Origin of the sequence: Luxibacter massiliensis, assembly GCF_900604355.1 — a bacterium.
GTDB classification, from domain to species: Bacteria; Bacillota; Clostridia; order Lachnospirales; family Lachnospiraceae; genus Luxibacter; species Luxibacter massiliensis.
Map to the genome: position 1 here is coordinate 2,066,595 of NZ_UWOE01000001.1, position 22,722 is coordinate 2,089,316.

Annotated in this window: 22 protein-coding genes; 5 read left to right on the plus strand and 17 right to left on the minus strand. The window is 46.6% G+C overall.

What is annotated here, in order from left to right:
* Nucleotides 1–4: 4 nt before the first annotated feature.
* The 5 genes from EFA47_RS09580 to rbsK all read right to left on the minus strand — a co-directional run bounded on the left by EFA47_RS09580 (nt 5) and on the right by rbsK (nt 3,565).
* Complete coding sequence (locus EFA47_RS09580; protein WP_122643060.1) at nt 5–877, minus strand: PTS system mannose/fructose/sorbose family transporter subunit IID; 873 nt, start codon at nt 875–877, stop codon at nt 5–7.
* A gap of 13 nt (nt 878–890) precedes the next feature.
* Entirely contained in the window at nt 891–1,637 is a 747-nt protein-coding gene (locus EFA47_RS09585) for a PTS mannose/fructose/sorbose/N-acetylgalactosamine transporter subunit IIC (protein WP_122643061.1), read from the minus strand.
* Nucleotides 1,638–1,652: 15 nt separating this feature from the next.
* Complete coding sequence (locus EFA47_RS09590) at nt 1,653–2,141, minus strand: PTS sugar transporter subunit IIB (RefSeq protein WP_122643062.1); 489 nt, start codon at nt 2,139–2,141, stop codon at nt 1,653–1,655.
* Between the two features lie 26 nt (nt 2,142–2,167).
* Complete coding sequence (locus EFA47_RS09595; protein WP_122643063.1) at nt 2,168–2,566, minus strand: PTS sugar transporter subunit IIA; 399 nt, start codon at nt 2,564–2,566, stop codon at nt 2,168–2,170.
* A 93-nt stretch (nt 2,567–2,659) separates the two neighbouring features.
* On the minus strand, nt 2,660–3,565 hold the full coding sequence (gene rbsK, locus EFA47_RS09600; RefSeq protein ID WP_164689968.1) for a ribokinase: 906 nt from the start codon (nt 3,563–3,565) through the stop codon (nt 2,660–2,662).
* Nucleotides 3,566–3,997: 432 nt separating this feature from the next.
* Between rbsK and EFA47_RS19875 the strand changes: the two genes are divergently transcribed.
* The 3 genes from EFA47_RS19875 to EFA47_RS09610 are packed head-to-tail and all read left to right on the plus strand — an operon-like array spanning nt 3,998 to nt 6,135.
* Entirely contained in the window at nt 3,998–4,153 is a 156-nt protein-coding gene (locus EFA47_RS19875) for a hypothetical protein (RefSeq protein ID WP_164689969.1), read from the plus strand.
* Complete coding sequence (locus EFA47_RS09605; protein ID WP_122643065.1) at nt 4,150–5,454, plus strand: TrkH family potassium uptake protein; 1,305 nt, start codon at nt 4,150–4,152, stop codon at nt 5,452–5,454. Before EFA47_RS19875 ends, EFA47_RS09605 begins: the two co-directional genes overlap by 4 nt.
* 12 nt (nt 5,455–5,466) lie before the next feature.
* Nucleotides 5,467–6,135 carry a potassium channel family protein gene (locus EFA47_RS09610; protein WP_122643066.1) on the plus strand — a complete coding sequence of 223 codons (669 nt, stop codon included), beginning with the start codon at nt 5,467–5,469 and terminating at the stop codon, nt 6,133–6,135.
* A gap of 102 nt (nt 6,136–6,237) precedes the next feature.
* On the opposite strand, the gene EFA47_RS09615 is transcribed toward EFA47_RS09610, so the two are convergent.
* Nucleotides 6,238–6,663 carry an RrF2 family transcriptional regulator gene (locus EFA47_RS09615; protein WP_122643067.1) on the minus strand — a complete coding sequence of 142 codons (426 nt, stop codon included), beginning with the start codon at nt 6,661–6,663 and terminating at the stop codon, nt 6,238–6,240.
* A gap of 393 nt (nt 6,664–7,056) precedes the next feature.
* Here EFA47_RS09615 and EFA47_RS09620 point away from each other — a divergent pair, with 393 nt between their 5' ends.
* Nucleotides 7,057–7,254: a cold-shock protein gene (locus EFA47_RS09620; protein WP_122643068.1), complete on the plus strand. Its 198-nt coding sequence runs from the start codon at nt 7,057–7,059 to the stop codon at nt 7,252–7,254.
* Nucleotides 7,255–7,397: 143 nt separating this feature from the next.
* Here the strand turns inward: EFA47_RS09620 and EFA47_RS09625 are convergent, their stop codons facing one another.
* From EFA47_RS09625 to EFA47_RS09670, 10 genes are all read right to left on the minus strand, one after another.
* Nucleotides 7,398–7,841, minus strand: coding sequence for an amino acid-binding protein (locus tag EFA47_RS09625; protein WP_122643069.1), 444 nt, complete (start codon nt 7,839–7,841; stop codon nt 7,398–7,400).
* 14 nt (nt 7,842–7,855) lie between these two features.
* Nucleotides 7,856–9,190 carry a phenylacetate--CoA ligase family protein gene (locus EFA47_RS09630; RefSeq protein WP_122643070.1) on the minus strand — a complete coding sequence of 445 codons (1,335 nt, stop codon included), beginning with the start codon at nt 9,188–9,190 and terminating at the stop codon, nt 7,856–7,858.
* A gap of 48 nt (nt 9,191–9,238) precedes the next feature.
* The gene (locus EFA47_RS09635) at nt 9,239–9,658 is read right to left on the minus strand and encodes an ACT domain-containing protein (protein ID WP_122643071.1); all 420 of its coding nucleotides are present in this window, start codon (nt 9,656–9,658) and stop codon (nt 9,239–9,241) included.
* A 17-nt stretch (nt 9,659–9,675) separates the two neighbouring features.
* Nucleotides 9,676–10,245, minus strand: coding sequence for an indolepyruvate oxidoreductase subunit beta (locus EFA47_RS09640; RefSeq protein WP_122643072.1), 570 nt, complete (start codon nt 10,243–10,245; stop codon nt 9,676–9,678).
* 2 nt (nt 10,246–10,247) lie between these two features.
* Nucleotides 10,248–11,993, minus strand: coding sequence for an indolepyruvate ferredoxin oxidoreductase subunit alpha (iorA, locus tag EFA47_RS09645; protein ID WP_122643073.1), 1,746 nt, complete (start codon nt 11,991–11,993; stop codon nt 10,248–10,250).
* 3 nt (nt 11,994–11,996) lie between these two features.
* Nucleotides 11,997–13,307 carry a phenylacetate--CoA ligase family protein gene (locus tag EFA47_RS09650; protein ID WP_122643074.1) on the minus strand — a complete coding sequence of 437 codons (1,311 nt, stop codon included), beginning with the start codon at nt 13,305–13,307 and terminating at the stop codon, nt 11,997–11,999.
* Between the two features lie 301 nt (nt 13,308–13,608).
* Entirely contained in the window at nt 13,609–14,841 is a 1,233-nt protein-coding gene (glyA, locus tag EFA47_RS09655) for a serine hydroxymethyltransferase (RefSeq protein ID WP_122643075.1), read from the minus strand.
* Nucleotides 14,842–14,961: 120 nt separating this feature from the next.
* The gene (locus tag EFA47_RS09660) at nt 14,962–19,491 is read right to left on the minus strand and encodes a PolC-type DNA polymerase III (RefSeq protein ID WP_122643076.1); all 4,530 of its coding nucleotides are present in this window, start codon (nt 19,489–19,491) and stop codon (nt 14,962–14,964) included.
* Entirely contained in the window at nt 19,479–20,534 is a 1,056-nt protein-coding gene (gene ispG / locus EFA47_RS09665) for a flavodoxin-dependent (E)-4-hydroxy-3-methylbut-2-enyl-diphosphate synthase (RefSeq protein WP_122644489.1), read from the minus strand. The genes EFA47_RS09660 and ispG overlap by 13 nt, the downstream gene beginning before the upstream one ends.
* Nucleotides 20,535–20,723: 189 nt before the next feature.
* Nucleotides 20,724–21,182: a hypothetical protein gene (locus EFA47_RS09670; protein WP_122643077.1), complete on the minus strand. Its 459-nt coding sequence runs from the start codon at nt 21,180–21,182 to the stop codon at nt 20,724–20,726.
* Nucleotides 21,183–21,529: 347 nt separating this feature from the next.
* Here EFA47_RS09670 and EFA47_RS09675 point away from each other — a divergent pair, with 347 nt between their 5' ends.
* Nucleotides 21,530–22,102, plus strand: a complete 573-nt coding sequence (locus EFA47_RS09675; protein WP_122643078.1) for a nitroreductase family protein — start codon at nt 21,530–21,532, stop codon at nt 22,100–22,102.
* Between the two features lie 104 nt (nt 22,103–22,206).
* On the opposite strand, the gene EFA47_RS09680 is transcribed toward EFA47_RS09675, so the two are convergent.
* The gene (locus EFA47_RS09680; protein ID WP_122643079.1) at nt 22,207–22,716 is read right to left on the minus strand and encodes a COG2426 family protein; all 510 of its coding nucleotides are present in this window, start codon (nt 22,714–22,716) and stop codon (nt 22,207–22,209) included.
* Between the last annotated feature and the right edge of the window lie 6 nt (nt 22,717–22,722).

A 22,722-nucleotide genomic window follows, 5' to 3' on the forward strand; every position in this document is an offset into this window, starting at 1 on the left:
CCTCCTATACAATCCCAATCAGCGATAATATAATCGCCAATGCAATAATAACAAGTGAAATCCTTCCATATTTTTGTGTCTTATTCTTAATTATGTAATAAATAAGGAATACAGCCAGCAGTGGAAGCAGTCCCGGTGCAATACTGTCCAAAATCTCCTGTATGACAAAAGAAGATTCACCGATTGTAAAACTTGCCGGTGTTGCCAGCGTTACATAACTTCCGCTCAAAGCGCCCATCATAAACATTCCCAGAATACTAGATCCAAAGATTAGATCTTTAAGCCAGCCTGATTCCAGTATATTTGCCACAGAGGACCGGCCCAGCCTGTATCCCAAAAACCAAAGGGGTTTTGCAATCACGAAATATGTAATAATAGGAAAAACAAATGGGATAATTGCCCCCAATGCGCTTCCCTCTGCTGCAAAAGTCACTGCAACCGAATAAATAATCAATCTCAGTGTTCCCCAGTCAATAGTATCGCCTATTCCCGCTAAAGGCCCCATAAGCCCGGTCTTAATACCAGTAATGGCACCCTCCGATACTGCGCCGGTTTTAGCCATCTCCTCTTCCATAGAAAGAACCATGCCTTGGATTGGGGAACTCCATATAGCCTGGCTGTTAAAGAAGTTCAGGTGCCGTTTCAGGGCATTACTTAACTGCTCTTTATCCTTGTACAATTTCTTCAGGCATGGGATCATACTATAGCAAAATGCCAGGGACTGCATACGCTCATAATTATTGGATGCCTCACAGGCAAATATCCAGCGGTGCAGGGATTTCCTAATATCCTTTTTTGTAAGGAGGGGAGCATCCTCAAGTTTATTGGCTTCTACATTTTCTGCATCTACATTTACATTTTTTAATTCCTCACTCATAGCATTCCCTCCTTTAACACTCTTTGGCACTTTCACGTTTCAGCATAGTTATTAACAGTGCAATACAGATGCCGAAAATAGCACATGCCATAACATTTAATCCTAAGTACTGTACCAGGAAATAACCAATTATGAAAAATGGGATCAGCACCTTTTTTCCAATTACATTAATTGTAATTGCAAAACCCAGAGCTGGCAGCAGGCCCCCTGCAACACTCAATCCGCTTGAAACAAATTCTGGGATGGAATCCAGTACTGCCTGAATAAAATCAGTGCCAAAGTAAACAGCCGCAAAAACAGGGATAAACCTCAGCACAAACCCAATAGGCAGCGGCCAGAGTACCGCACACCGCTCTATTCCCCTGATGTTTGCCTGCTCTGCATATTTATCCGCCTTATGTACCAAGACAATCTGGATATTCTTGCGCACTGTCTCCAGAATCACTCCCAGAATACCTACAGGAATGGCCAGGGTGACCGCTGTCTGTGCATCCATGCCGCTTAAAAGCGCTATCGGGATTGCCACAGTACCTGCAAGTGTTTCATCCGTAGGAATATTGGAGCCTGGAGAAATAATTCCTATATAAATCATTTCTAATGAAGCGCCCACTATCATAGCGGATGCAATATCTCCCGTAATAATGCCAAACCCCAAGCCTATAACCAACGGCTGTTTAAATGGGTGTATCCACTGATATCCAAACTCTGTCCTGGCAAGCCAGAACCACAATCCTGCTACAGTTGCCAATATAAATGTCATAAAGCCATCCCTCCTTTAACCTGCTCTTTTGATAATCTCTTCATATCCAGCCACTGGTTTTTCCGGAACCGCCTGGATATAAATCTCTATTCCCGCATCATGAAGCTCCTTTAAGTTCTTCACTTCATCACCACTTAAGAATATTTCATTTGTAACTTTCTTTTTGCCTGGCTCATTGGGGGCGCCCCCCAGCTGGACTTTCTCTATGCACATTCCTTGTTTAATGGCCTCATAGCAGGTGGATACATTTTTGAACAGAACCATTATTTTTCCATCTCCATACTCATCCATCTTCCATTTTTCTGCCGCTCCCAGGACCGTATCAATCGTGACACTCATCCCTTTAGGCGCCGCATTGGCATAAATCATGCCCATAAAGTCATCTCTGGCCAAATCCTCATCTACAATAATAATCTTTTCAGCACATGTCTTTTTTACCCATTTTGTAATAACCTGTCCATGTATCAGACGGAAATCTACCCTTGCAAGTACACAGTTTCCCATTCTTTTTCCCTCCTGTCTTTCTCTTTCTAGGATGTATAGCACGCCTTTACATTGACTGCACTTTCCTGTACGTACTCCATACATTCTTTTGGCAGCTCTTTCAGCGGCATGCTCATTCTCGCTTCCACTGCTTTTATCAGCATTGGCATACTCAGCCCTGCCACACATTCCACATTATCCTCCCGTACATTCACTGCCGCTGCATTGCAGGGACTTCCTCCAAATAAATCTACCAGCACCAGCACACCATCCCCTTCATCAATGCTCTGGATCTCATTTGTGACTTGTTCCCTTAAGGTATCCAGACTGTCACCTGAATACAGTGATAATGCTTTAATTTTCTCTATATCTCCCATAATCATCTCAGTGCTTTTTAATAGTTCCTTTCCGAAATCACCATGTGTGACAACAACAATGCCTATCATCTCTCTCCCTCCCTTCTATTTTTATATGATCCTTCTCATCTAAAATCTGTTTTAAAGCCCACACTTTTAAAAGAATTCTATAGTCTCTCCTTTCTACTGCATGTCTGCCTTATATGGCATAGACGGTCCAGATCCAAAACGCTGGACTGCAATAGAAGCCGCCCGGTTTGCATATATGACCGCTTCCATAAATTTTACGTCTCTTGACAGAGCAGCTGCCAGTGCTCCATTAAAGGCATCCCCTGCCCCAGTAGTGTCTACAGCTTCTACGTCATATGCAGGAATAAATTTGTCATTTCCACGGCAGCTTGCGAAAACCCCCTTGTCTCCCATAGTAATGACAACATATGGGATGCCGGCCTTGTGGAATACTGCAGCGGCCCTGCGCCCATTTTCTATGCTATCTATATGGATTCCAGTTAATATTTCCGTCTCTGTCTCATTGGGTGTAATTATATCGATTTTAGACAAAAATTCATCAGACACCTTCTGTGCCGGGGCTGGGTTGATCATGATCATATTCCCGGCCTTTCTTGCGATATCCATGGCCTTCTCCAACCCATCCAGATTCACCTCAAATTGTCCCATAAAAATATCACCCTCTTGAATAACACTTCTGGCTTTTTCAATATCCTGGCTGTTGAATGTCTTACAGGCGCCCGGCATAATCAGTATTTGATTCTGTTTTGTTTCCCTATCCACGGCAATCAGCGCCACGCCGGAAGATACGGCCTCATCTACAATCAGGTAATCTGTACGTATCTGTTCCTGCTCATAGAATCTTTTTGCATAGTCCCCTGACATATCACGGCCAATCTTTACGATTAGATCTACATCTGCGCCAAGACGGTGGGCGCAAACTGCCTGGTTGCTTCCCTTTCCGCCCGGCCCAATTTTAAAGTAATCTCCGGTTACTGTCTCTCCTTCCCTGGGAAGATGTGCGCACACGCCTGTATAATCTGTGGCGTAACTGGCCAGAAATACAATTCTTTTTGCCACCTTCATTCCCCCTTTCTACTTTTGTATTTATCTTACTGCCCATATATAACAGCAAGAGTCGTGCCAACTTTAGTGTGTCACTTCTTTTTGGCGAAATACTGTCACATTATTTTCATAATGACACAGATTTTTGTTTCAAAACACACATAGGAAAATATTTAAATATTATTCCACATTTTTAGTTTTCTATATTATTTTATTAAATAGACTTTGAATGACAGAGAAATAAATAAAGATTCCGCTAAATTCACAGAAACCTGCTTGCATTAAACGAGAATATCTCTTATAATACCCAATAATTTATCCTCCCAAGGCCCTCTTAACAAATGTCCTATGCAGACGGACGGGTTTCTCACCAAAAGGCGCCTTTGGGCCATGATAGGGGATATCATGCAGGAGGTAATATTAAAATGAAAGGAGATACTCCCAGCCATGTACAATCACACAAACGGCTTTGCCCTTTGTACATATAAAGATGTGATGAATGATCATGATGTCCGGCACACCCTGCGCTTTTCTGCAGTTATGGTGTGCCATTTCCCTGTGAAAGCAGGCAGATCTATATGCCAGAAGGTGGAGGGGTTATGATTAGGCTGTTTCAGTTACTAAAAAAACAACCCCCAGGGCGGCTGATTACTCTGGGGTTTGCCTGTGTCATACTGCTTGGCACCTTTTTGCTGCTCTTACCCGTTTCTATAAACCCAGGGGTGGAGGTCAGTTTTACAGACGCACTTTTTACATCTACCAGCGCAGTGTGTGTCACGGGCCTGATTGCCATAGATACAGCCGACCATTTCACAGTCTTTGGCCGGGCCGTGGTGGCACTGCTGATTCAGATAGGAGGCCTTGGCGTGACCTCAGTTGGCGTAGCCTTTATTTTAGCCACAGGCAAACGGGTAGGCATGAAAGGCCGGCTTCTAGTGAGGGAGGCACTGAATGTAAATACGTCAAAGGGTATGATCCGCCTGGTAAAGTCCGTTTTACTCATGACGCTTTGTTTCGAGCTGGGCGGGGCAATCCTTAGTTTTATTGTATTTGCCCGGGACTATCCCCCTCCGGCAGCATTGGGTATCAGTATTTTCCACTCCATAGCAGCCTTTAATAACTCCGGTTTTGATATTTTAGGCGGTATGCAGAACCTAATCCCCTATCAAAATGATGTGCTGCTTAACCTGACAACCAGTGTGCTCATAATTTTCGGAGGCTTAGGCTTTCTGGTCATTCTTGATATACTCAAAAACCGCTCATTTAAAAAACTCAGCCTGCATTCAAAGGTAGTAATTACCACGAGTACAGCTTTATTGATTATGGGAACCCTTCTGCTTAAGGCAACTGAGGATATTTCGTGGCTGGGCGCTTTTTTCCAGAGTGTATCAGCGCGGACAGCAGGATTTTCTACTTACCCCATAGGTGAGTTTACCAATGCAGGACTTTTTATCCTTGTCCTTTTAATGTTTATCGGGGCATCACCCGGGTCCACAGGCGGCGGCATTAAGACCAGTACCTTTTTCGCCCTGGTTCAGTCTGTAAAGAGCCTTATGGCCAAGAAGCACTACAGTGCGTTCCACCGCAGTATTCCGGCTGAGGGGATCGCAAAGGCCTATCACATCACCTTGCTTTCTCTGCTGGTTGTATGTGCGGGGACGCTAGGTCTTTGTATACTAGAGCCACAATGTACATTTATTCAGATTTTATTTGAAGTAACCTCTGCCTTCGGTACAGTAGGCCTTTCTACCGGCATTACCCCGGAGCTCAGGGATATAAGTAAGCTGGCCCTGGTCCTAATCATGTTTATCGGAAGGCTGGGGGCCTTTACCCTGGCCTCCATGTGGGTGTGCCGCCCGGCGCCAAATGCCCGGTATATCGAAGAGTCCATAACAATCGGTTAAAGGAGAAAACTAATGAAAAATACAAAATCAGCTTCTTTTGGGGTAATCGGCCTTGGCCGTTTCGGAACTGCCCTGGCATTGAGCCTGGCACAGTCTGGAAAAGAGGTCATTGTTGTAGACTGTAATGAAGAAAAGGTCAGAGAATTGCGCCAGTATACGGAATATGCTTATGTGGCAGACAATCTGACAAAAGAAACTTTAGAAGAAATTGGCATACAGAATTGCGATACAGTCATTATCTGCATTGGAGAAAAAATCGATACAAGCATCCTGACCACTTTACATGTGGTGAGCCTTGGCGTGCCTAACGTCATAGCTAAGGCGCTCAGCGGTGATCAAGGGGCTGTACTTGAAAAGATCGGCGCAGAAGTCGTATATCCCGAAAGGGATATGGCCCTGCGCCTTGGAAAGAGACTTGTATCCCATAATTTTTTGGATTACATTTCATTAGATAATGAAGTGGAAATCCAACAGCTCCCTGCCACTCCAGATATGGTCGGAGTCAGCGTACAGGAAATCAATATCCGTCAGCAATATGGACTGAATATTATTGCCATCGAGAGGGGGCATTCTACAGATATAGAGGTATCGCCCTCTTACCGCTTCAGTTTAAACGACATCATCGTAGTGATTGGAAGGGTGGAAAACATTAAAAGATTTGAGGCTGATATGCAGGGATAGGCAGATACCCATATAACATATCCGGGAGAAGATCTGCTTAACTTAAAAAACCAGCCAAATTTAATCAGGCCCCTATGCGATTGCTGGCATAGGGGCCTGTCACTATTTGTTTCTGCGTACTTTTTCTACAATATCAGCTACTGTTACCTTGTCAGCGGCATCTGTTATAATATACCACATCATTCCCCAGGTATTCCTTGTAGGGCACAGATCACAGGATATCCCACAATCAGTTTCTTTAGTAAGGCACTGCACAGGAGCCAGCTGGCCCTCTACAGCATTAAATACTTCCCTTACCCGGATCTGCTCCGGTGGTTTTGCCAGGGCGTAGCCTCCCCGGGCCCCCCTGACACTTCTTACAATTCCCTTCTGCTTCAAGGCTTTTATGATACGTTCCAGATATTTCTCAGATAACCCCCGTCTCTCAGCTATATTTTTCAGGCTCTCCAACTGCCCTGTATCTGACGAGTATAAAGCCAGGTCCACGGCAATTTCCAGAGCGTATTTCCCTTTCGTTGACATTTTCATAGACTACTCTGCTCCTTTATCCACAAAGGGACGGCATAACTGCGGGATTATTATCCTGAACTATCAAGCCTCCCGGCCATCCCATCGGCTGCTTTTTCAATACTTTTCCCTTTGCAGGCCCAAGGCATTGCACGCCTGCCTCCGGATCATCGTTTTTCTTGCCCCTTCATTGTAAACAAAAAATGCAAAAATTACAATCTTTCTTTTAGTAATAACTACTACTTTTATTTTTATTCTTTCATAAACCGACAATTTTGTATAAAATTACGAAACTTTTCATAAACGCATTGACTTTCATTGTTAAATATGCTACGCTAACTGAGTATTGTTCTAATAGAAGATGCAATACGTCTACTTTATTATTATTTATTTTTATTTATGGAGGGTAACACAATGACAGGTACAGTAAAATGGTTTAACAACCAAAAGGGTTATGGATTCATCTCTGATTCAGAAGGAAACGATGTATTCGTACACTATTCAGGCTTGGTTATGGATGGATTCAAATCTTTAGAAGAAGGCCAGGCTGTGGAGTTCGATGTGACAGAAGGCTCTAAAGGTCCACAGGCAACTAACGTAGTAAAACTTTAATCAGAATTTTAAATGTACCTTTTAATATATAAATTAAGAATGGATTTAATATTTAAAAGTAATACAGAAAAATGAGATTAAAAGAAAGAGAACGGGTTTTCCGTTCTCTTTTTTCGCTTTACTTTTACCGGCAGGCTGGCATCCTATTGGCTGATATTGGACACGTATGCCTCGGCTGCCTCCCACACATCAAAGCCGCTGCCTCTTAATATATCTACGACCCGCGCCGGGTCATCCGTCTTTAGTACAGCAGATGCGTCGCCGCCATTGGCAAAGGCATACATATATTCTATGTTGACCTCTCCCTCCACGATCTGATGCATTGCCCTGCTCAGTGAGCCTGTAGCATGGGGCACCCGCAGTGCCACCACATCTGTCAGCATTGCCGTAATCCCATTTTCTTTGAGGACTTTCCTGCCTTTATTGGGATCTGATACAATCATGCGGAGCATTCCATAGTCTGACGTATCTGCCAGGCTTAAGGCCACAATATTTACATCATTGCCGGCAAGAACAGAAAGTACCTCGTCCAGACGGCCCTCTCTGTTTTCGAGAAACACTGATAACTGTTGAATTGTAATACTCATAGCACTTACCTCCTCTACTGCAGATTACGCTTGTCGATGACACGCACTGCCTTTCCTTCACTTCTCTGAATTGTCTTTGGCTCCACCAGCTTCACACGGGCCGAAACTCCCAATGCCTGCTTCAGAACAGCACTAATCTTATTCTTCAGGGCATCCAGCTTCCGGATTTCATCGGAGAACATACTTTCATCGACTTCAACCATGACTGTCAGTACATCCATATTGTCCTCCCTGTCCACGATCATAAGATAATGAGGAGCCACTGCACCTCCCATGCCAAGAAGGGCAGTCTCAACCTGAGTCGGGAATACATTGACTCCGCGGATCACCTTCATATCATCTGTACGTCCGGTAAACTTGGAAATTCTAGGAGTGGTCCTTCCACATTTACATGTACTGTGGTCAATGCTGGTCAGGTCTTTTGTACGGTAACGTATAAGAGGCATGGCCTCTTTGGCCAGCGTAGTGAATACAAGTTCCCCTGTCTCCCCATCCTCACAGGCCGCATGGGTGGCTGGGTTCAGTACTTCTGGATAGAAGTAATCCACATTGATATGAAGTCCCTCATGGTAGATACAGTCCTGCGCAACGCCAGGGCCGGTAATCTCACATAGTCCGTAAATGTCAAAACAGTTGATATTCAGGATACTTTCTATCTTTTTGCGCATCTCTTCTGTCCATGGCTCCGCACCATGGATGCCCGCTTTGATTTTCAGCCGCTCTACGACGCCTGCTTCCTGCATAGATTCTGCAAGATGGAGGGCATAAGATGGGGTACATGCAAAAGCTGTTGCTCCGAAATCTTCCATACACATCATCTGTCGTTTCGTGTTCCCGGCAGACATAGGGATTGCCATTGCCCCCAAAGCCTTTGCACCGAAATCCAGGCCCATGCCCCCGGTAAAGAGCCCATACCCATAGCAGACATGCAGAATATCCTCCTCAGTCAGCCCCGCCATGGATAAGCACCGGGCCACGCACTCCCCCCATACATCTACATCCTTCTGTGAATAAGAGGCCAGTGTCAGTTTCCCTGTAGTGCCGGATGTCCCCTGCACCCGGACAACCTCTTTCTTGGGTATTGCCAGAAGGCCGAATGGATAGTTGTCCCGAAGATCTTCCTTTGTAGTAAAAGGAAGCTTGTCTATGTCTTCAATGCTTTTGATATCTCCAGGCTCTACGCCCAAATCCTTCATTTTTTTGTGGTAAAAATCTACATTGTGATATACCCTGTACACCACGTCCTGAAGGCGCCTGCCCTGCAGCTGGGCCATCTCGTCACTGCTCATACATTCTATCTTGGGGTCATAGATTCTTTCCACCCAGTTTTCTAATGATACTGCCGCCATTTTCCCTGCTCCTTATCTTTTTTATCCATTTTTAATCTTGTTTAAGACTTATAAATCCGCTTCTTCTACAATCTTTACATCCGCCCTTTTAAGGACATCCGCCGCTTTCTCATAATCATCCGTATTAAATACCATAACCGGTGCCCTGCCCTCACGGATAACAAAAGAATATATATAGTTTATGTTAATCCCTCCGTCAGCAAGGATAGAAAGCATTTGGTTCAGATTCCCTTTTTCATCTTTTAACTCTGCGCCGATTACCTCGTGGATCCTGACGACAAATCCCCTGCCTGTGAGGTAGGCTTTCGCCTCTTCAGCCTTATCTACCACCAGGCGTAAAATACCAAATTCCGGCGTGTCAAAGGAAGCCACCGCCCGGATATTTACGTGCGCCTCGGTCAGCGCCGATGTGACTTGTTTCAGGCTTCCAGGCCTGTTCTCTACAAATACTGATAACTGTTTAATCATATTCTCACCTGCCCCGGCTATAATGTGTATCCCACATCAAATGCTTTTTTGTTAATCTCAACTGTCTTTGGAGGTACGGTCTTTTCAATTACCTTGTACCACTGCTCTCTTGTAAAATCCATATGCTGTGCGGCAATCCCCAGGACGATCAAATTAAAAACCTTGGGATTCCCCAGTTTTCTGGACTCTTCTGTGGCATTTACTTTATAAACCTTATATTCTTTCTCCAGCTTGCCAAGAATATTCTCTGGGTATTGCGCAGCCCCAATTACGACCGGCATGGGATCAATCCGCCAGTCATTGACAATGAGCACCCCGTCTTTTTTCAGAAAATGGGCGTAGCGCAGGGCCTCCAGCCTTTCAAAGGCAATAATCACGTCCGCCTGTCCCTCTTCCACAATGGGTTCTGCCACCTTCTCACCGTAGCGCACAAATGTAACTACGCTTCCGCCCCTCTGGGCCATTCCATGTACCTCGGAGAGTTTCACGTCATACCCCCCGTCAATCGTAAGTCCTCCCAAAATTCTACTGGTGAGCAGGGTTCCCTGGCCCCCCACTCCTACAATCATAATATTTTTTGTCGCCATCTTTATTCACCCGCCTTTGCCAGTTCTATTGCACCAAATTTACACAAAGTCTCACAGAGGCCGCAGCCAGTGCACATTGTGTCATCGATATGGATAGTCCCATCCTCGTTCTTAGTCATGGCAGGACATCCAGGCTTCATACACATGCCGCACTTCTTACACTTATCTTCGCGGGCAATATAGAGAGGTTTTTTAGATTTGTCCAGCAGCACACAGGGGGATTGCGTGATAATGACGGAAACCTCCTCCTTTGCGTTCTCCTCCTTAATTACCTTCTCAAGCCTGCCAATATTAAACGCATTGACCTGGATTACATTTTTAACGCCCATGGCACGGCACAGGCCGGGTATGTCAATGGCATATGTGTCCTCGCCCTGCAGTGTTTTTCCTGTGGCTGCATGATCCTGATGCCCCGTCATCCCGGTAGTAGAATTATCCAAAATCAGTACTGTCCCTGATGCATGGTTATATACCATATTCATCAGTGAATTTACACCTGTATGTAAAAATGTAGAATCCCCAATCACGGCAACCCAGTTCTTGATATACTCCCTGCCCCTTGCTTTCTCCATCCCATGCAGTGTAGAAATACTGGAACCCATGCACATAGTTGTGTCTACCACACTGAGGGGGGCAACCGCGCCTAAAGTATAACAGCCTATGTCGCCTGCTGCATGCATTTTCAGCTTGTTCAGCACATGGTACACGCTGCGGTGGGGACATCCTGGACATAGAATAGGGGGGCGCTGGGGCGCCTCGGCAGCAGTTTTATCATATGGTTTTTCTTTTAATATGGCGGTTCTGAGCATATTGGCGCTGTACTCCCCCTGGACAGTAAAAATCTCTTTTCCCACTGCCTGTATGCCCCAGGACTTTACCTGCTCCTCAATGACTGGATCCAGCTCTTCTACTATATACAGAGTATCCACCTTTGATGCAAATTCTTCGATCAGTTTCCTGGGCAGGGGATTTACCATACCAAGCTTTAGCACGGAGGCTTCTGGAAGCGCCTCTTTTACATACTGATACGGGATCCCACTGGTAATTACGCCGATCCTGGTATCATTCATCTCTACCTTATTAATTTCCATTGTGTCTGCTGCCCCGGCTAACTCCAGGTTCTGTTTCTCAATCTCAATATGGCGGATTTTCGCATTGCCAGGCATCATAACATTTTTACGTATATTCTTTTCATAAGGCTTATCTTCCACCTCTGTGCGGGGGCACAACTCAACCAGTCCCTGGGAATGGGCCAGCCTGGTAGTTGTCCTGAAGATAAAGGGGCGGTCAAACTGCTCGCTGAGTTCGAAAGCCACCTTAAAAAGTTCTTTTGCCTCTGCACTGTCAGATGGCTCAATGACGGGAATCTGGGCTGCCCTGGCAACCATCCTGGTGTCCTGCTCATTCTGGGAGCTGTACAGTCCCGGGTCGTCAGCCACCACAAATACAAGTCCGCCGCTGACTCCCATGTAGGAAACAGAATAAAGAGGGTCTGCAGCTACATTCAGTCCCACATGCTTCATACAAGCCATTGCGCGCACCCCTGCAATACTGGCTCCCACGGCAACCTCTGCCGCCACCTTTTCATTGGGCGCCCATTCCTCATATACATCATCCTTATACTGCACCAGATATTCACTGATTTCGGTGCTTGGCGTTCCCGGATATGCAGAGGAAACCTTTACCCCGGCCTCATAGGCCCCTCTGGCAATCGCCTCATTCCCCAGCATAATTACTTTTTCTGCCATATTTTATAAACCATCCTTTCGTAAATCTGTGACTCTCTTCGCCTTGCCCTCAAACCGCTGCAGAGAATTAGGCGCAACCAGCCTGATGTTTGTGGCCAGACCCAGCTGTGACTTCAGCGACGCTTTAATGCGTTTCTCCAACTCGCTTAATTTAGCGTAGCTGTCCAAAAGCCTGTCGTCAATCAATTCCACTGTGATGGTCATAACATCCAGCCTGCTCTTTCTCTCCACAAGGATCTCGTAGTGCGGGCCAATCTCCTCTATCTTAAACAAGACTTCCTCTATCTGCCCCGGAAATACATTCACGCCCCGGATCACCAGCATATCGTCCGCCCGTCCTGACAGATTTGCCATACGGACAGTTGTACGCCCACATTTACAAGGTTCATACATCAGCTTTGTTAAATCTCCGGTCCGGTACCTCACCAGGGGAAGCGCTTCCTTCCCAAGGCAGGTAATGACCAGCTCCCCTGTCTCCCCCGGAGGCAGCACTTCCTCCGTCTCCGGGTCAATAATCTCAGGGATAAACCAGTCCTCATTCACATGCATGCCGCACAGTTCTGTACATTCCCCCGAAACCCCGGGGCCACACAGTTCGCTCATGCCGTAGTTTTGAGTACAGACAAACTGCTCCCCCCAGACTCTGTGCATCTCCCTGCGCATAGGTTCGGTCATTCCTTCTCCTCCGAATAATCCGATATGTATCTGCAAATCCCTGGATGGGTCAATTCCCCTCTCGCGGAGCACTTCGCCTAAATGAAGCGCGTAGGAAGGGGTGGCCACCAGAAGAGTCACCCCCATATCTTCCATAAACATAATCTGCTTATTTGTGTTTCCCGAGGACATAGGGATTACAGATGCGCCCAGCTTCTCCAAGCCTCCGTGAAGGCCAAGGGCCCCTGTAAAGGTACCGTAGCCAAAAGAAACCTGTGCCACATCCTCAGGCGTGGCTCCTCCCATACAGGCTATCCTGGCCACATTATTGAGCCATACATCCAGGTCATGGGCTGTATATCCAACTACCGTAGGCTTTCCAGTTGTACCTGAGCTGGCATGGTATCTGACCAAATCCTTCTTGTCAACCGCAAACAGGCCGTCAGGATAATGATCCCTGAAATCTGCTTTATATGTAAACGGCATCTTTCCCAAATCCTCCAGGCTTAAGATGTCCGCCGGCTTCACAGAAGCTTCATCCATCTTCTGGCGGTAAGGCCCGACACGCTCATAAATATAAGATACCGTCTCCTTCAGCCGTTCCAACTGAATTTTCTCAATCTCAGCTCTAGGCAGTGTCTCCTCTTTTGCCCAAATCATTTTAATTCCTCCTTCGTCATATCATTCGCTGCCCACATAAGTACTCTCCGTAAAGACATACATTGCGGGATGTCCTTTTGGATATGCTCATGGAACTACTAATGTTCAATAAGTATAACATATTACTTTCCCGAATTAAAGTAGTAAATTTAAGGCCTGCCATCTAGAGCCTGGACATGTTCTTTGAAAAAGCAAGTGACAGGCCATCCCTTTCTCACTTGCTCTTTTATGCACCCTGTACGGCAGCCGTGCCCTTAGGGGCCCGGCTGACTGTATCGGCCTCGTATTCACTTACTAAAATCTACAGAGGATACTTCTCTGTCAGCTCAGACACGGACTCCCTTGCCGCTGCCACATTTGCTTCGCTCTCTGTCACTGCTGCAATAATCCCCGCAATCTTATCCATCTCCTCTGCCCCCATGCCGCGGGTGGTCACAGCAGGGGTCCCAAGCCTTACTCCGCTTGTAACAAAGGGAGAACGGGGGTCATTAGGGATGGTATTTTTATTGCAGGTCACATGGGCATCGTCGAGGCGCTTCTCCAGCTCCTTGCCGCTGATATCATTGCCGGTCAGATCTACAAGCATGAGATGGTTGTCCGTACCCCCGGAAACTATCTTCATCCCCCGCTCCTTTAGTCCTTTGCTCAAAGCCTGGGCATTGCTGACTACCTTCTCCTGGTATGCTTTAAACTCAGGCTGAAGCGCCTCCTTAAAGCAGACCGCCTTTGCGGCAATGACATGCATCAGAGGGCCTCCCTGGATACCCGGGAAAATGGCCTTGTTAAAATTAAATTTCTCATTTACCTCATTGCTGCTCAGAATCATGCCTCCCCTGGGGCCCCTCAATGTCTTATGGGTTGTTGTAGTTGTCACATGGGCATAGGGAATAGGGCTGGGATGCAGTCCCGCAGCTACCAGTCCCGCAATATGGGCCATATCTGCCATCAAATAGGCTCCCACCTGGTCTGCGATCTCCCTGAATTTCTTGAAATCAATGGTTCTGGCATAGGCGCTTGCGCCTGCGATGATCAGCTTTGGCTTATGTTCCTTAGCAATCTCCAGAACCCGCCCATAGTCAATCACACCGTCGTCATTGACTCCATATGCCGCAAAATCAAAATACTTTCCGGACATATTCACTGGTGATCCATGAGTCAGGTGCCCGCCATGGTCCAGGTTCATCCCCATGACCTTATCACCAGGTTCAAGCATGGCAAACATAACTGCCATGTTGGCCTGTGCGCCTGAGTGGGGCTGTACATTGACATATTCACACTTGAACAATTCCCTCGCCCTGCCAATAGCCAGATCCTCTGCCACGTCCACATACTGGCAGCCGCCATAGTATCTTTTATGGGGATATCCTTCTGCATATTTATTTGTGAGGGGACTTCCCATGGCAGCCATGACAGCCTTGCTCACCCAGTTTTCAGAGGCAATCAGCTCTATATGTGAGTTTTGTCTTTCCAGCTCGTCCTGGATTACATCTGCTATTTCTGGATCTGCATTCCTAATCTCTACAAAATCGTACATCTCTCTTTTCCTCCCTATACTGTTAGGTATTTTATTATTATTCATTTTATCTGTTTTTGCCGGCTTTATGCACCATTTTGCTGTCCTGTAAAGCCTTGCAGCCTGCCCTGAATCTGTATCCTACAAATCAAACAAGGAGAGCTGGTTGCTCTGGGGAAGATTTCCGAAAAGTCCCAGGTCCGCCATAAAATCAATCACTGTCTTGCTGACCTTTGTGCGCTGCCTGAAATCATCCAAGGACAGATATGGTCCGTCCTTAGCCGCCTCCTCCACAGCCTCCGCCGCCTTCTCCCCCATCCCTTCTATACTGGAAAGGGGAGGCATGAGCTTGCCGTCTATAATCTGGAACCTGGCGGCCTTGGCCCGGTAAATATCCAGGGGAAGAAATTCATAGCCTCTGGCATACATTTCCTGCACAATCTTCATATCCTTCATGACATCCTGCTCTTTATTACTCAGGGCATCCCCTTTTTTCTTATATTCCCGGATATAATAATTTAATTTTTCCTTGCCCTGGCACATGATCTCGTAAGAAAAGGCGTTTGCACGGATACCGAAGTATGCCCCGTAATATGCCAGAGGATAGTTGATCTTGCAGTACGCAATACGGTAGGCCATCATAACATACGCCGCCGCATGTGCCTTGGGGAACATATAACTGATCTGCTTGCAGGACCAGATATACCAGTCTGGAACGTTCTTTTCCTTCATGGCCTCCTCCCACTCCGGCTTTAACCCCTTGCCCTTACGCACGCTTTCCATAATCGTAAAGGACAGGGCGCTGTCCACCCCCTGATTGATCAGGTAAATCATAATGTCATCCCGGGTACAGATACAGGTGGAAATAGTTGCCTTTCCTGACTTCACAAGCTCCTGTGCATTCCCCAGCCATACATTTGTCCCGTGGGACAGGCCGGAGATACGGATCAAGTCAGACAGTGACTGAGGCTTGGCATCCTGTACCATCTGGATGACAAAATCTGTGCCAAATTCAGGTATGCCCATACAGCCCAGCTTACAGCCGTCTATATCTTCTGGCTTGATTCCCAGGGCGCTGGTGTCGTGGAACAGCGACAATACCTTTTCATCATCCAGAGGAATCTCAGTTGCCACAAAGGGGTTTTCTTCGTTAAATTCATTCTCCATGGCGTCTGAAGTAATATATTCTTCCAGGGTACGTATCATAGTAGGATCATCATGCCCCAGTATATCCAGCTTCAGCAGGTTATGGTCAATAGAGTGGTAATCAAAATGGGTTGTCACAATGTCTGTGGCCATATCGTTGGCAGGATGCTGGATGGGCGTAAACTCGTTAATATCATGGCCGTGGGGCAGTACCACAATCCCCCCCGGGTGCTGACCAGTACTCCTGCGTATCCCTGTACAGCCTACTGTGATGCGGTCAATCTCACATTTCCGCTTCCTCTGTCCCCGCTCTTCATAGTAGTTCCGTACATAACCAAAGGCAGTCTTATCAGCCAGGGTGCCGATTGTCCCTGCCTTAAAAGTATGGCCGTCCCCAAAAATAACCTCTGTGTATTTGTGGGCCTTTGCCTGATAATCGCCAGAAAAATTCAGGTCAATATCCGGCTCCTTGTCCCCTTTAAAGCCTAAGAAGGTCTCAAAGGGTATGTCAAATCCAGCTTTTACAAGCGGTGCGCCGCAGACCGGGCAGGACTTATCCGGCATATCAAAACCACATCCCCCTGCATACGCCCTGACTTCCTCTGAGTCAAAATCATTATAATGGCAGCTGCCGCAGTAATAGTGTGGGCTTAAAGGGTTGACTTCCGTAATCCCAGCCATGGTGGCCACAAAAGAAGAGCCTACCGATCCCCTGGAACCCACCAGATATCCGTCCTCATTGGACTTCCACACGAGCTTTTGGGCAATAATATACATCACTGAATATCCGTTTGATATAATGGAGGTCAGCTCTCTCTCCAGCCTGGTCTGCACAGGCTCTGGCAAATTCTCCCCGTAAATCTCGTGGGCCTTGCTGTAGCAGATATCCCGCAAATCCTGCTCTGAATTTTCGATAACCGGCGGACATTTGTTTGGGTTAATCGGTGAAATCTTCTCAATCATATGGGCAATTTTGTTTGGGTTCTCAATGACAATCTCCCTTGCCTTGGCAGATCCCAGATACTCAAATTCCTCCAGCATCTCCTCTGTAGTCCTAAGATAGAGGGGCGCCTGCTCATCTGCGTCCCCAAACCCTTTTCCCGCCATGATAATACGGCGGTAGACCTCATCCCCTGGATCCAGGAAATGTACGTCACAGGTGGCCACCACCGGGTTTTTAAACTTTTCCCCCAGCTCTACGATTTCCCTGTTGATGTTCTGCAAATCTTCTATTGTATTAATATCGGAAAAACGGTCGCTCTCCAGCATAAAACGGTTGTTCCCCAAAGGCTGTATTTCATAATAATCATAGAACGCGGCCAGACGTGCCACAGACTCAGCAGACTTCCTTTCCAGGATTGCCTGGTAAAGTTCCCCCGCCTCGCATGCACTCCCCACAATCAGTCCCTCTCTGTATTGGTTTAACACACTTTTGGGGATCCTGGGCCTTCTGGCATAATAGGTCAGATGGGACTGGGAAATCAACTGGTAGAGATTATACCGCCCGATATCATTCTTCATCAGAATAATCACATGGTATGTGGGCATCTTGCGTATTGCATTTGGATTCATGTCGCCGAAAGCATTCAGTTCCTTCAGTGTATGGATATTCTGTTCCTTGAGCATATTGACAAATTTCACAAAAATTTCTGCAGTGGCCGCCGCGTCGTCCACCGCCCGGTGGTGGTTCTCCAGTGAAATATTCAGGGCCTTTGCCACAACATTTAACTTATATTTTGATAATGTGGGAAGAAGAACCCGGGCCATGGCCACTGTATCTACATAGACAAACTCCGGCTTCTGCCCTTGGTTCCTTAAGTTCTGCTCAATAAACCCAACATCAAATCCTGCATTGTGGGCCACTAGGACCCCATCTCCAGCAAAGGCGAGAAACTGGGGCAGAACCACTTCGATCCCTGGAGATCCAATCACCATTTCATCTGTGATACTGGTCAGCTGGGTGATCTCAAAAGGTATAGGTATGCCTGGATTGACAAACGTGCTGAATCGGTCCGTTATCTCACCGTCCACCACCTTCACCGCCCCAATCTCTATAATCCTGTCTTTGATGGCACTAAACCCGGTGGTCTCCAGGTCGAATACTATATAAGTACCCTCCAGGCTCTCCCCTCCGGCGCCCACGGCTATCTCTGTCAGGTCATCCACAATGTACCCTTCCACACCATACAGGATTTTGAAAGGATCGTCCTTATCTAACGTCTCAATATAGTGGTTTGCATCTGGAAAGGATTGTACCACGCCATGGTCCGTTATGGCTATTGCCGGATGTCCCCAGTCGTGGGCCCTCTTCACAATCTCCTTCACCTCAGACACGCCGTCCATATCGCTCATTTTAGTATGGCAGTGCAGCTCCACGCGCTTTATGGGACTTAAATCCTGCCTGGAAACAGTAAAATCGCCGCTCTTTTTGATTCCTGTCACAGAACCTATGGTCAGTTCACCGTCAAACTTGTCGATGGTGGTAACACCTTTAATCTTGACAAAGGCCCCCTTTTTTAATTCTCCTAAAAGCTCAGGGAGCTGTTCATTCCTTGTAAACATTTTGACCGTGATCGTGTCCGTAAAATCTGTCACGGCAAACATCAGAATTGTCTTCTCCCCCCGTATCTCCCGGGTATCAAAATGAATAATCTTGCCGCGGATTGTAATTTCCCCCATCTCACCTGCCACCTGATCCAGTGTAATGGGTTCATCCTCAAAGCTCCTGCCATAAATCAGGCCCGGATCATCTCCCTGCTTGAGAGGCCTATAGAACTCCTTTTTCTTGAATTCTCCCCTTCTGGCTGTGCCTCTCTTGGTATCCGGAGCCTCTTTCTTCAGCTTTATGCCGCTCTTCTTTTTATCAGGGGCATCCTTAGCCTCCTCTCTGGATATATCTGTTTCCTCCTTCGGATTCTCCCCTCTGTGCCTGGCTCTCCTCTCAAAGATGGCATTAATCTCCTGCTGTATCCTCTGTTCATCATATTCCCGGCCTTTGTGTTCCTTAGCCTCACAGCAGGACACCCGGATGTCCGCCTGTATATGGAATCTTTTATGAAATATGTCCTGTAAAAGTCCCACAATGTATTCTCTTCTCCCCTCGGAGACTATGGAATCCTCCAGATGCAGATGTACAATTTCCCGTCCCTCGAACTCTATCTTGGCCTGCTCGAACATATTGGCTGCCAGAATACTGTGCTGCTTCAATTCCATCACAATACTATCCCTGTACTCCATCATCAAAGTACCCGGCGTATACTGCTCTGACAAGGCATACTGCTCCTTTATATGGATTTTAATGTGTGTATCTGCAAAGAGCTGCCCTCTAATTTGATCTTCCATCTGCCATATATGTTTTTTCTGGATCAGATGCCTGCTGAAAATATGTACATTAAGAAAATCCCGGCCCGAGTTTGTAGTTATTCTCTGAACTTCTACATCTCCAAACAATAGCCTGATCTCTTCGCTGGCCTTTAATGTGGGGAATACTTCAAAAAAAAGTCTCTGGTTTCCTATTTTTTCCAATTCAACAACTCCTGTCGCAAGGTGTCAAGAAGCTCTTCTTCCTTCACCTTTTTTACTATCTCGCCTTTTTTAATCAGGAGGCCCTCCCCCACGCCTCCTGCAATTCCAATATCTGCCTCCTTAGCCTCCCCGGGGCCATTGACCGCACATCCCATGACGGCCACCTTAATATCCAGAGGAATATCTGCTACCATATCCTCCACCTTATTTGCAAGCTCTATAAGATTAATCTGGGTTCTCCCACATGTAGGGCAGGACACCACCTCAATGCCTCCCTGGCGAAGGCCCAGGGTCTTGAGAAGCAGGCGCGCTGTCTTAATCTCCTCCAGGGGATCCCCGGTCAGGGAAACCCGGATGGTATTCCCGATTCCCTGATACAGAATAATCCCCAGGCCCACAGAGGATTTCACATTCCCCGCATATACAGTCCCAGCCTCTGTTATGCCTACATGCAGAGGATAGGGGCACTTTCTGGCAATCAGCTCATGGGCTTTTACGCACATCATCACATCTGATGATTTGATGCTGACCACCAGGTTATCATATCCCATTTGTTCAATCATGGACACCTTGTCCATGGCGCTCTCCACAATACCCTCCGCCGTCACGCCGCCATATTTTTCCAGCAGGTGCTTTTCAAGAGATCCGCTGTTGACACCCACCCGTATAGGAATCCCCCGCTCTTTCGCCTGAAAGACCACTGCCTGGACTTTCTCTTTGCTCCCGATATTGCCCGGGTTAATGCGGATCTTATCTGCCCCATTCTCCATGGCCGCTATGGCCAGCCGGTAGTCAAAATGTATATCCGCAACCAGCGGGATATGGATCTGCCTTTTTATTTCCCTGATCGCCAGGGCCCCCTCCAAAGAAGGCACTGCACAGCGGATCACCTCACATCCCGCGGCCTCCAGCATATGTATCTGCCTCACAGTGGCAGTTACATCCTCTGTCCTTGTATTGGTCATAGATTGTATTGCAACCGGATGGCTGCCCCCGATCGTGACGTCCCCGATCTTCACTTCCTTTGTCTTCTCCCGCAGAATTCCCATCATGCCCCGTCCTTTCTCAATCATCTGCCTGTAGGTGTCTGTCAGCCTGTGTCTCCGCCACTATACTAAAAATACATAGAAACTTTAGAAAAGAGCAGTATTTACAAAATTGCCGGCAAAACATTCCCTACTTATAGAAGAAACAGGGAAACTTCTTCCCTGTCCGTCTATATCCTATATTTTCTACTTTTTGTCGAATACCATCTGGTCGCCGTACTCCCTGTCTGTCAGAGTCATCTTCTTCTGCTCAATGCTGTAATCATATGTCCCCTCCAGTGTATTCACCGCCGAGCTTAAACCATCGGCTGTCACCGCACCCTCTGAGGCATCTGCAGCCTGTATGATAGCCTCGTCACTGGCCCGCAGGGTAAAGGTCTTAGTCTCCTTATCAATGCCATATTCCAAGGCCACAGAAACCCCTGCGCCTTCAAATTCCTCCGGCCACTCCAGGACAGCCTTCCCGCTGCTCTTGATTGTAATCACCATGCTGCTGTCCTCATGGCTCCATCTCCCCTCCAGGGGATTGGCTGTAAATAGTTTTATCAGAAAAAAGGCCGCAATGATGATGATCAGCACTGTAGTCACTGCCATCACGGCCCTCCAAATTTGATTTCTCTTCTCTTCGTTATTCTTCGCAAGCATGTATATACTTCCCTTCTATTTCCTCTGTTTTATTATACGGATTTTCAAGTGCTGTGTCAACGGGTACGGCCCCCTGCATATATCCTTTATTTTATCACGGTTTACTCCATATTATAGGTATTTTACGGTTTTTTTAGAAAAGCTTTCATCTAGGATAAGTATCATAGGATATTCTCTGTAGTATATTTAAAATGTATTCCAAAGTAAAAAATATTGCTATATTTACATATCAGGCCTATAGAGTTATACTGTCTTTGGAAAAAACAAAACAGAGACAGAAACCATAAGGCCCTCCCTCTATAGCTGTCAAGGGGGACATCAATTTTAAAATGTAAGGAGGTTTTAACATGAGTATCATCCAGACATTAGAAAAAAGAAGAAGCATTTATAACATCAATAAAGAACTGCCAGTCCCTGAGGATACAGTAATAAATACCATACAAAAAGTCACGGAACTGGTTCCGGACGCATTTAATATGAAAAGCTCACAAGTCATGATTGTTTTGGGTGAAAAGCATGACATTCTCTGGGATACTGTCTATGATGTGTTTGAGGGAAAAGTCCCAATAGAAAAAATCCAAGGTTTTAGAAATGGGGCCGGAACTGTGCTATATTTTTATGATGAGGCAGTGGTGAGAAACCTGCAGGGTTCTTTCCCAAAATATGCAGACAACTTCCCTGTATGGGCCAATCAGGCCAGCGCAATGCTGCAGATTAATATTTGGGGCGCCCTCCGTGAACTGGGCATAGGCGCAAACCTGCAGCACTATAACCCGGTAATCAACACAAAAGTCAGGGAGTTATTCCAGATCCCAGAAAGCTATATCCTTGTGGCGCAAATGCCTTTCGGCGGAATTGTTGAGGAACCCGCGCCCAAAGAAAAGGAGGATATAAAAGTACGGGTGCAAACAATCAAATAACTGCCAGGCAGCGCCATAGCTCCCCAGAAACTATGGCGCTGCCTGCAACCCGACAGATCATAAAGCTGCGGGGTTTATTATGCCCCACCATAAAATCCATTGCCTTACGCGAATATCCCTCCGATAATCGTATAAGAAAGTATTGTCATAATAGCGGCTGCGATGAGCACTCCCAGGGCAATGGCCGGAAAAGCTTTCCTGAACCGTATCCCCAGCAGGGCCGCAATCAGAGATCCCGTCCATGCCCCTGTTCCCGGCAGCGGAATACCCACGAAAATAACCAGTCCCCAAAACTCATATTTTTCTATATTGGCGCTCTTGCTTAGTGCCTTTGCCTCCAGCTTATCTACAATGGGTTTCAATTTTTTGGTGCCTTTCATCCAGTCGAATATTTTTGTGATCAGAAGAAGGATGAAGGGTATGGGGATTAAGTTTCCGATAATACAGATTGGTATGGCCTGCCATTTTGCCACGTCCAGAATCGCCGGGCCTGCAGCGATCAGTCCGCCCCTGAGCTCCAGAATGGGAACCATGGAAATCAGGAATACAATAAATTCCTTCCCTACTTTCCCTCCCAGATTCACTACAAACCAGTCAATTAACATTTCTTTCATATACTA

Bases quoted from the DNA above. Each gene is read 5' to 3' on its own strand.
- EFA47_RS09580 (WP_122643060.1), bottom strand. From the start codon at position 877: ATGAGTGAGGAATTAAAAAATGTAAATGTAGATGCAGAAAATGTAGAA.
- EFA47_RS09585 (WP_122643061.1), bottom strand. From the start codon at position 1,637: ATGACATTTATATTGGCAACTGTAGCAGGATTGTGGTTCTGGCTTGCC.
- EFA47_RS09590 (WP_122643062.1), bottom strand. From the start codon at position 2,141: ATGGGAAACTGTGTACTTGCAAGGGTAGATTTCCGTCTGATACATGGA.
- EFA47_RS09595 (WP_122643063.1), bottom strand. From the start codon at position 2,566: ATGATAGGCATTGTTGTTGTCACACATGGTGATTTCGGAAAGGAACTA.
- EFA47_RS19875 (WP_164689969.1), top strand. From the start codon at position 3,998: ATGTACAATCACACAAACGGCTTTGCCCTTTGTACATATAAAGATGTG.
- EFA47_RS09605 (WP_122643065.1), top strand. From the start codon at position 4,150: ATGATTAGGCTGTTTCAGTTACTAAAAAAACAACCCCCAGGGCGGCTG.
- EFA47_RS09610 (WP_122643066.1), top strand. From the start codon at position 5,467: ATGAAAAATACAAAATCAGCTTCTTTTGGGGTAATCGGCCTTGGCCGT.
- EFA47_RS09615 (WP_122643067.1), bottom strand. From the start codon at position 6,663: ATGAAAATGTCAACGAAAGGGAAATACGCTCTGGAAATTGCCGTGGAC.
- EFA47_RS09620 (WP_122643068.1), top strand. From the start codon at position 7,057: ATGACAGGTACAGTAAAATGGTTTAACAACCAAAAGGGTTATGGATTC.
- EFA47_RS09625 (WP_122643069.1), bottom strand. From the start codon at position 7,841: ATGAGTATTACAATTCAACAGTTATCAGTGTTTCTCGAAAACAGAGAG.
- EFA47_RS09630 (WP_122643070.1), bottom strand. From the start codon at position 9,190: ATGGCGGCAGTATCATTAGAAAACTGGGTGGAAAGAATCTATGACCCC.
- EFA47_RS09635 (WP_122643071.1), bottom strand. From the start codon at position 9,658: ATGATTAAACAGTTATCAGTATTTGTAGAGAACAGGCCTGGAAGCCTG.
- EFA47_RS09640 (WP_122643072.1), bottom strand. From the start codon at position 10,245: ATGGCGACAAAAAATATTATGATTGTAGGAGTGGGGGGCCAGGGAACC.
- iorA (WP_122643073.1), bottom strand. From the start codon at position 11,993: ATGGCAGAAAAAGTAATTATGCTGGGGAATGAGGCGATTGCCAGAGGG.
- EFA47_RS09650 (WP_122643074.1), bottom strand. From the start codon at position 13,307: ATGATTTGGGCAAAAGAGGAGACACTGCCTAGAGCTGAGATTGAGAAA.
- glyA (WP_122643075.1), bottom strand. From the start codon at position 14,841: ATGTACGATTTTGTAGAGATTAGGAATGCAGATCCAGAAATAGCAGAT.
- EFA47_RS09670 (WP_122643077.1), bottom strand. From the start codon at position 21,182: ATGCTTGCGAAGAATAACGAAGAGAAGAGAAATCAAATTTGGAGGGCC.
- EFA47_RS09675 (WP_122643078.1), top strand. From the start codon at position 21,530: ATGAGTATCATCCAGACATTAGAAAAAAGAAGAAGCATTTATAACATC.
- EFA47_RS09680 (WP_122643079.1), bottom strand. From the start codon at position 22,716: ATGAAAGAAATGTTAATTGACTGGTTTGTAGTGAATCTGGGAGGGAAA.